The organism is Chitinophaga sp. (genome assembly GCF_036569185.1).
In the GTDB taxonomy this organism is placed as follows: Bacteria; Bacteroidota; Bacteroidia; order Chitinophagales; family Chitinophagaceae; genus Chitinophaga.
This window is the reverse complement of record NZ_DATCRD010000051.1, coordinates 1-6,997: the sequence shown is the minus strand read 5'-3', so window position 1 is coordinate 6,997 and position 6,997 is coordinate 1. Positions and strand designations below refer to the sequence as shown.

General features: G+C 47.4%; 8 protein-coding genes. 3 read left to right on the top strand and 5 right to left on the bottom strand.

What is annotated here, in order from left to right; genetic code table 11:
* Nucleotides 1-55: 55 nt before the first annotated feature.
* From VIM72_RS03745 to rnc, 3 genes are read left to right on the top strand one after another with little or no spacing between them, the layout of a single operon-like run.
* A complete protein-coding gene (locus tag VIM72_RS03745) occupies nucleotides 56-292 on the top strand; it encodes an acyl carrier protein (RefSeq protein ID WP_012788038.1) in 237 nt (78 codons plus the stop codon).
* A 23-nt stretch (nucleotides 293-315) separates the two neighbouring features.
* Nucleotides 316-1,569, top strand: a complete 1,254-nt coding sequence (gene fabF / locus VIM72_RS03740; RefSeq protein ID WP_332001528.1) for a beta-ketoacyl-ACP synthase II — start codon at nucleotides 316-318, stop codon at nucleotides 1,567-1,569.
* A 10-nt stretch (nucleotides 1,570-1,579) separates the two neighbouring features.
* Nucleotides 1,580-2,299: a ribonuclease III gene (gene rnc, locus VIM72_RS03735; RefSeq protein ID WP_260607360.1), complete on the top strand. Its 720-nt coding sequence runs from the start codon at nucleotides 1,580-1,582 to the stop codon at nucleotides 2,297-2,299.
* Nucleotides 2,300-2,302: 3 nt separating this feature from the next.
* Here the strand turns inward: rnc and VIM72_RS03730 are convergent, their stop codons facing one another.
* From VIM72_RS03730 to VIM72_RS03710, 5 genes are all read right to left on the bottom strand, one after another.
* Nucleotides 2,303-2,983, bottom strand: coding sequence for a GyrI-like domain-containing protein (locus tag VIM72_RS03730; protein ID WP_332001527.1), 681 nt, complete (start codon nucleotides 2,981-2,983; stop codon nucleotides 2,303-2,305).
* A 49-nt stretch (nucleotides 2,984-3,032) separates the two neighbouring features.
* Nucleotides 3,033-4,064 (bottom strand): DJ-1/PfpI family protein, encoded by a 1,032-nt coding sequence (locus VIM72_RS03725; RefSeq protein ID WP_332001526.1) that lies wholly within the window; start codon nucleotides 4,062-4,064, stop codon nucleotides 3,033-3,035.
* Nucleotides 4,065-4,138: 74 nt separating this feature from the next.
* A complete protein-coding gene (locus VIM72_RS03720; RefSeq protein WP_332001525.1) occupies nucleotides 4,139-5,101 on the bottom strand; it encodes a YafY family protein in 963 nt (320 codons plus the stop codon).
* 258 nt (nucleotides 5,102-5,359) lie between these two features.
* Nucleotides 5,360-6,394: a cytochrome d ubiquinol oxidase subunit II gene (gene cydB, locus VIM72_RS03715; RefSeq protein WP_332001524.1), complete on the bottom strand. Its 1,035-nt coding sequence runs from the start codon at nucleotides 6,392-6,394 to the stop codon at nucleotides 5,360-5,362.
* Between the two features lie 3 nt (nucleotides 6,395-6,397).
* Nucleotides 6,398-6,997, bottom strand: a 600-nt coding sequence (locus VIM72_RS03710; RefSeq protein ID WP_332001523.1) for a cytochrome ubiquinol oxidase subunit I, incomplete at its 5' end; no start/stop codon positions are given.

The following is a 6,997-nucleotide window of genomic DNA, read 5'->3' as shown; positions in this document are numbered from 1 at the left end:
TTCAATAAAAATTATATTTTTGCAGTCAAGTTTTAAACCAAAAACACTTAAAATTATGTCAGACATTGCATCAAGAGTTAAAAAGATCATCATTGACAAATTGGGCGTTGACGAAGCCGAGGTAACTCCTGAAGCCAGCTTCACCAATGACTTAGGCGCTGACTCTTTGGATACGGTAGAACTGATTATGGAATTCGAAAAAGAATTCAACATCTCCATTCCTGACGAACAAGCTGAAACTATTACTACTGTTGGCCAGGCAGTTGCTTACCTGGAAGAACATGTAAAATAATCCTACTAATCAGAATTGTTTTAATGCAACCAAGACGAGTTGTCGTTACAGGTTTAGGCGCTCTTACACCGCTCGGCAATACTGTAGCCGATTTCTGGCACGGATTGACGAACGGTGTATCCGGCGCGGATTATATCAAGCAATTTGATGCTTCCAAGTTCAAAACCCGTTTTGCTTGCGAACTGAAAAATTTTGATCCTGCTAACTACCTGGACAAAAAGGAGGCCCGTAAGATGGACCCCTTTACACAAACGGCTGTAATTGCCGCAGATCAGGCGATACTGGACGCCAATATCAATAAAGACAAGATCAATGCTGATCGTGTTGGGGTGATATGGGGCACTGGTGTTGGAGGTATGATCAATTTCAGTCATGAGCTGAGAGATTTCCACACAGGGGATGGTACGCCCCGCTTCAGTCCTTTCTTAATTCCGAGGCTTATTCTTGACATCGCTGCCGGGTATATTTCTATCCGTCACGGTTTCAGGGGGCCTAATTTTTCCGTTGTATCTGCCTGCGCATCTGCTACCAATGCTATTATTGAAGCGATGTACAGTATCCGTTACGGCAAAACCGATATGGTAGTTACCGGCGGTTCGGAAAATGTGATCAACGAACCTTGTGTTGGCGGCTTTAACGCCATGAAGGCCTTGTCTGAAAGGAATGATGATCCCAAAACTGCTTCCCGCCCCTTTGATCTTGACCGCGATGGTTTTGTAATGGGCGAAGGAGCCGGTGCCCTGGTACTGGAGTCGTTGGAACACGCACAGGAAAGAGGCGCCAGAATATATGCAGAACTCGCCGGCGGCGGCGCAACTGCAGATGCATACCATATTACCGCACCACACCCGGAAGGGCTGGGCGCACTGAACGTAATGCGGAATGCTTTGGCAGATGCCGGAATGCAGGCTAGTGAGATACATTATATCAACGTTCACGGTACTTCCACCCCATTGGGAGATATTGCCGAAGTAAAAGCCATTCAGCACGTTTTTGGAGAGCATGCCTATCAAATGAACATCAGCTCTACAAAATCCATGACAGGCCACTTACTCGGGGCTGCCGGCGCCGTTGAATCCATAGCCGTAATTATGTCTATCATAGATAGCATAGTTCCTCCTACGATCAACCACTTTAATGACGACCCGCAATTAGACCCGAAACTGAATTTTACTTTTAATATCGCACAAAGGAGAGAAGTAAACGCCGGATTGTCCAACACCTTTGGATTTGGCGGACATAACGCTTCCGTGATTTTCAAAAAATTTGTTCCTTGATCTTGATTGTGTGAGTTTACTGCCAGGTTTTTTATATCGACTGATTTCCAAAAAAAGGCACTTATATAAAGAGCTGCACAACCTGCTGGGCTTTCCGCCTGGTAACTTTGCCCTTTATGAAGTGGCCCTGAGCCATCGTTCCAGTAAAGAAAAATTCCTCGAAAGCAACGAACGGCTGGAATACCTCGGTGACGCTATTCTCGGCGCCATCGTGGGGGATTATCTCTTTAAAAAATATCCCTATAAAACAGAAGGATATTTAACAGAGATGCGTTCCAAGATCGTTAACCGGCAACAACTGAACGATATCGCTATCAAAATGGGCTTACGCAAGCTCACTATCTACGATAAATACAACAGCTTCCTCAAAATCAGCCAGATATTCGGTAATACCCTCGAAGCCCTTGTAGGCGCCGTATACCTCGACCGCGGCTATAATAAAACCCAACAGTTTGTACATAAACGCATTATCATGCCATACATAGATATGGAACTGCTGGAAACCGTGGAAATGAACCACAAAAACAAATTATACGGCTGGGCCAATAAAAACGGCAAAACACTGGAATTCGAACTGCTCGAAGAACAGATGGATAACGGCCGGCGTATCTTTACCGTTGGCGCCGTAGTGGATGGTCAGCTCATTTGCAGCGGTAAAGCCTTCAATAAAAAAGACGCCAGCCAGATAGCCGCCCAACAAGCCATTATACAGCTGGGATTAACCGACTAGCCTTTACTTTCTTACCGGGTGCCTCAGTATCGTTTTCAGCTTTGCCGGCGCCGTTTTCCTGAAATCGGATAAATAAATTTCGTGATGACGCCCATTCATATGCAATCCCTGCTGCTGCATAAAATCATCCATTTTTTTCAGTGATGCCGGCTCTTCGCTGTAGGGACCAATATGCATAAGCTGTACACAAAGCCCTTCCTCAATATACTTCAGATCTACCTGCCGGATAAATGTGGATTTCTTCTTTTTTTCCGCAGAAAGCACCGCTTCTGAAAACAGGTGGCGTGTAATATGATCGGGCATCCTGATGGCCAGCTCATAGTGCCACTGATCCCGGGGCACCTCAAGGGGATTGCCATCGTGCTTTTCCACCCACCAGAAACCTTCCAGCTTGCTCACGGTAAAGTCGAAGCCCCTTTGTTTGCTGCCGAACTTAATGCTGTAAGCCACGGTATACAATGCCTCGGTAACCTCCGCAAAAACGGGCCCGTTGGGATCGCCTTTCCCGGCGATGGTCACAAATAAGCCTTTGTCCATAGTGGCCAGTTCCGGTGTTTTTGCCGCGGAATAGTATGGTTTGAATTCCTTTGTCAGATCCAGTTTATTCATATTTTTCAGTGTTAATTGTACATCAAAAGCAAAGGCAACGAGCAGCAGCCAGCCCGAGATGATATAGACTTTCATTTTTTCAGGATTAAAATTCCCCGGGAATGCCGGGGGATGCTTATACCGGTTAGTTCACTCCAATCTGTATGTTGGTAATATTTTGTGCCGGTTGTTCAAAATTATAACGGAGATATTGTTCCCTCGTATAGCCGGTTACCTGCATGTTCAGCATTCCAATACCGGCAAACAGTTGTCCGTAAGTGGCGCCAAGCTGTTCCCAGGGGCCGTGATGCTGCATACTTACACAGTTAAAGGCAGGAAGCGTTTCGCAATGCCATGGAGCGGCCACCGGTTTTACGGTTGTTACCGGAAGGCCTATGTCCAGCGTAAATACGGTATCGGGCTTCCCGTCGAAATTGCGGTAATGCCATTCCGGTGCGCCACATATTTCCATCCCGGCGTTGATGGCTTCCTGGTATACCTCTTTAATGGCGGTACGCACCAGAGACATCATACCGGCATAGTTGGTTTCGTAACGCTGATAGAAGAAGTGAAACGGCGCTGCGGCCAGCATCTCCGGAAGAACAGCCGATTGATCAAAAAAGTTAAACCAAAATTTCAGGGGCGCTGCCTCCAGTAAATTAAAATGCTGATAGATGGCTTTGGCAAAGGCTGTCATTGCGGTGCCGCTGGCAGTAATGATCTGTTTATCCGCTACCGCGGGCGCCTGCTGATACCGGTGGCCGCCTTTGTAGGCAGGGGCCTGCTGTTTTAACACCTCAGGGTGATTACTGGTATGGGCAATATGGTCGAGGAGACCGTGTTGAGCCAGCAAAACGGTGGCGCCACAAATAGCGGCAATTGTTTTCTGCTGTGCCAGCAATTGTTTTACCAGCGGAAGGATAGCGGTATTGGCGCCATTTTCCATGGCTTCCCCGCCAGGGAGGATGAGCAGGTCGATATCTGCTTTCATTGCCTCTTCAAGGCTGAGGTGAGGTTGTATGGTCAGGCCCCCGCCGGAGGTAACGGCTGCGCCGGTAAAAGAAAAGGTAACGATGCGGACATCTGTGAAGTTGGCTATGCCATACATGGCCAGTGCTGGTTCCCAATCGGAATAGCTGTCAAACAGGAATACGTAACAATTGCGGAGCTGATTCATATTTGTATTGTTTTAATCACAATACAAAGGAACAGCCGGGATGTGACAACCTTATGTCAGCAGCATCCGGGAATTTATAAATAATGTCCGTGAAGCTCTGTGATAAGATCTCCTATGGCGGTTTTCAGCTCCTGAGGCTGGAGCACATCCACCCGGTTGCCAAACATAATGAGCCAGCGGGCAAAGTAATTGAGGGAGGATTGCAGGAAGGTAAGCTCTGTTTTATTGCCCACTACCTTTTCTTCCATGAGGCCAAAGTAGTATTTCTGTTCCCTTACATACCGCATTACGTCGTTGTCCAGGGCTATTTTAATAAGGTAGGTATTTTCGTTTTGCCTGCTGCGTTGCTGCTCCAGGTAGTCCTGTAAAGAGAGGTGTTTGTCTTTTTTATAAGTGGCCGGCAGTACGGTCAGTTTACGGATCCGGTCTACCCGGAAATCGCGGTAGCCCTGCCGCAGCCGGCAGAAAGCGATCAGGTGCCAGTTGGCGCTGCTGTGGAAAATGCCCACAGGCTCTACTTCCCTGCGGGTGGCCACTTCTTCCTGGAAGGAAAAGTACTCCATGCTGATCACCTGGTTCATACCCAGGGCCTGCTGAATATCCGTGAGGAAGCGGTTGGGGAACTCGGTGGCATTGGCTGTTGAAGGGCGGAACCGCAGCACGGCGATGTTCTCGTCCAGTGATTCCAGGTAGTCTTTTTCCGTGCCACGGAGCACAGAGCGGATCTTTTCCATTGCCAGGCTGAACTGTTTCCGGTTGCTATGGTCGCTGAACTGTTCCATCAGCTTTTCCCCTGTCAGAAGCGCCGCTGCTTCTTCTTTGGAAAACATAACGGGAGGCAGGTGATACCCTTCCACGATATAATAACCGGTACCTGCTTCCGCCCCGATGGGTACGCCGGCTTCCTGCAGGGCTTTTACGTCCCTGTACACCGTTCTCAAACTGATATTAAAGCGATCAGCGATTTCGGAGGCCTTTACTATTTTTTTACCCTGTAATTGTATGAGGATGGCGGTAAGCCGGTCGATACGGTTCATGGAAGTATTCAATTCTGAGCGCTAATTTCGGCTTCCCGGAATTATTTTCAGAAATTTTTTTAAACCGGTTAAACTTTTATCAAAGTAGATGGTCTTAAATACGTACATCTCCTGATAAAAGATGGAATACCGGGAAAATGACAACTGGCGACTTTCAGGAGATCATCAACACAATGCTACAGTACAGAATATAGGTTAAATGGTAAGTCCCTGCAATTTCTTGCGGGGACCTGTTTTTTTAGCCTGATCCTGCCAAACTTAATAGCTCATCTCGTTCAGCTTCACCTTACCCCGGAATGTCCAGAATAAGAAAGTAGTATACCCGATGACCATAGGGGTGCCTATAGCTGCAATCAGCAGCATAATTTTCAACGACTTAACAGAAGACGCCGCTGCATAAATACTGATACTGTATGCCGGATCTGTGGTAGATATCACAATATTTGGATACAGCCCTACTGCGAACAGGATGAGCAGGCAGGCCGTAATAATGGAAGAATAAAGAAAAGCGGTATAATACCTGCGGGCATCTACATTCCTTTTGATGTTCAGCAGGATCAGCACCGCCAGCATGGGCAGTATAAACAGCTCCGGGTGCGATTTGAACTGGTGCGTCATATGGGGAACATAAATAAGGGTAGCCATTGACGTTAGAATAAAACAGAGAATAAAGAATTTGCTGCAGTTGTTCACAATCACCGTGAGCTTGGTATACAGCCTGTTCTCCGTTTTCATTACCAGGTAAATAGAGCCGTGCAGCATAAACAGCGACAGGGTGGTAAAAGCAATCAGTATGGCATAAGGGTTAAAAAAAGTAAGCAGGTTGCCGGTAAATTCATGTTCCTTGTTAATGGGCAGGCCGTGAATGAGATTGCCCAGTACCAATCCCAGCAGCAAGGTAATGCTGGTGCTGGACACCGTGTAACTGATGTCCCACATTTTACGCCACCACAGCCAGGGCTCTTTGCTTCTGAATTCTATGGAAATAGCCCTGAAAATGAGGACTACGAGAAATAACATAAAGGGAATATAGAAGGTAGACAGTACTACGCCGTATACCAGCGGGAAGCCTGCAAACAGGGCGCCGCCTGCAATTACCAGCCATACTTCATTTCCGTCCCATACGGGCCCGATTGCATTAAGCACCAGGCGACGGCTTTCTTCTTTATTAAAGAACAGGTGCAAAGCGCCTGCGCCCAGGTCGAAACCATCCAGTACGCCATAACCGGTGATCAATCCGCCAATCACCAAAAACCACCAGGTGGGAAGGTCCAGTCCAAGAATTGTTTCCATGAGTTATAATTTAGTTGGATGGTAAGTGATGTTATCGTGATAATAGCCGTCGTATTCTATTTCTGCATTCTCTGAAACATCCGGCCCATGCTGGATCTTACGGGTCAGCAAATAGATGAACAGCGTAAACAGCAGGATATATACCAGCGTAAACAATATGAGTGAAAACATCACCTGGTCGGCCGTTACTTTGCGCGACAGCGCATCGGAGGTGCGCAACAATTTGTAAACCACCCAGGGCTGGCGCCCTACTTCGGCAGCGTACCATCCTACCTGGTTGGCTATTTGCGGTAACAATACGGCCCATGCAAAAATGATCATCAGCCAGCGCTGGTTAAACAGCTTCTTTCTCCATAAAAGAAAAACCGCCAGGAGCGTAAGCGCTATAAGGATCATGCCAATGGTGATCATGATGTGGTACATCTGGAATACGAAGTTAACCGCGCCGGGCCTGTCTGCTTTCGGCGTAGCCCTCAAACCCTCTACCGGGGCGGAAAAGCTGCCATGCGTAAGAAAGGAAAGACCGCCGGGAATTTTTATACCGGTTGTTTTTTCATTTTTATTATCTACCCAACCCACAATATACATGGGCGCTACTGCAGC

What these genes read in the sequence shown, in the direction of transcription:
- VIM72_RS03745 (WP_012788038.1), top strand. Translation starts at nt 56, where the DNA reads ATGTCAGACATTGCATCAAGAGTTAAAAAGATCATCATTGACAAATTG.
- fabF (WP_332001528.1), top strand. Translation starts at nt 316, where the DNA reads ATGCAACCAAGACGAGTTGTCGTTACAGGTTTAGGCGCTCTTACACCG.
- VIM72_RS03730 (WP_332001527.1), bottom strand. Translation starts at nt 2,983, where the DNA reads ATGAAAGTCTATATCATCTCGGGCTGGCTGCTGCTCGTTGCCTTTGCT.
- VIM72_RS03725 (WP_332001526.1), bottom strand. Translation starts at nt 4,064, where the DNA reads ATGAATCAGCTCCGCAATTGTTACGTATTCCTGTTTGACAGCTATTCC.
- VIM72_RS03720 (WP_332001525.1), bottom strand. Translation starts at nt 5,101, where the DNA reads ATGAACCGTATCGACCGGCTTACCGCCATCCTCATACAATTACAGGGT.
- cydB (WP_332001524.1), bottom strand. Translation starts at nt 6,394, where the DNA reads ATGGAAACAATTCTTGGACTGGACCTTCCCACCTGGTGGTTTTTGGTG.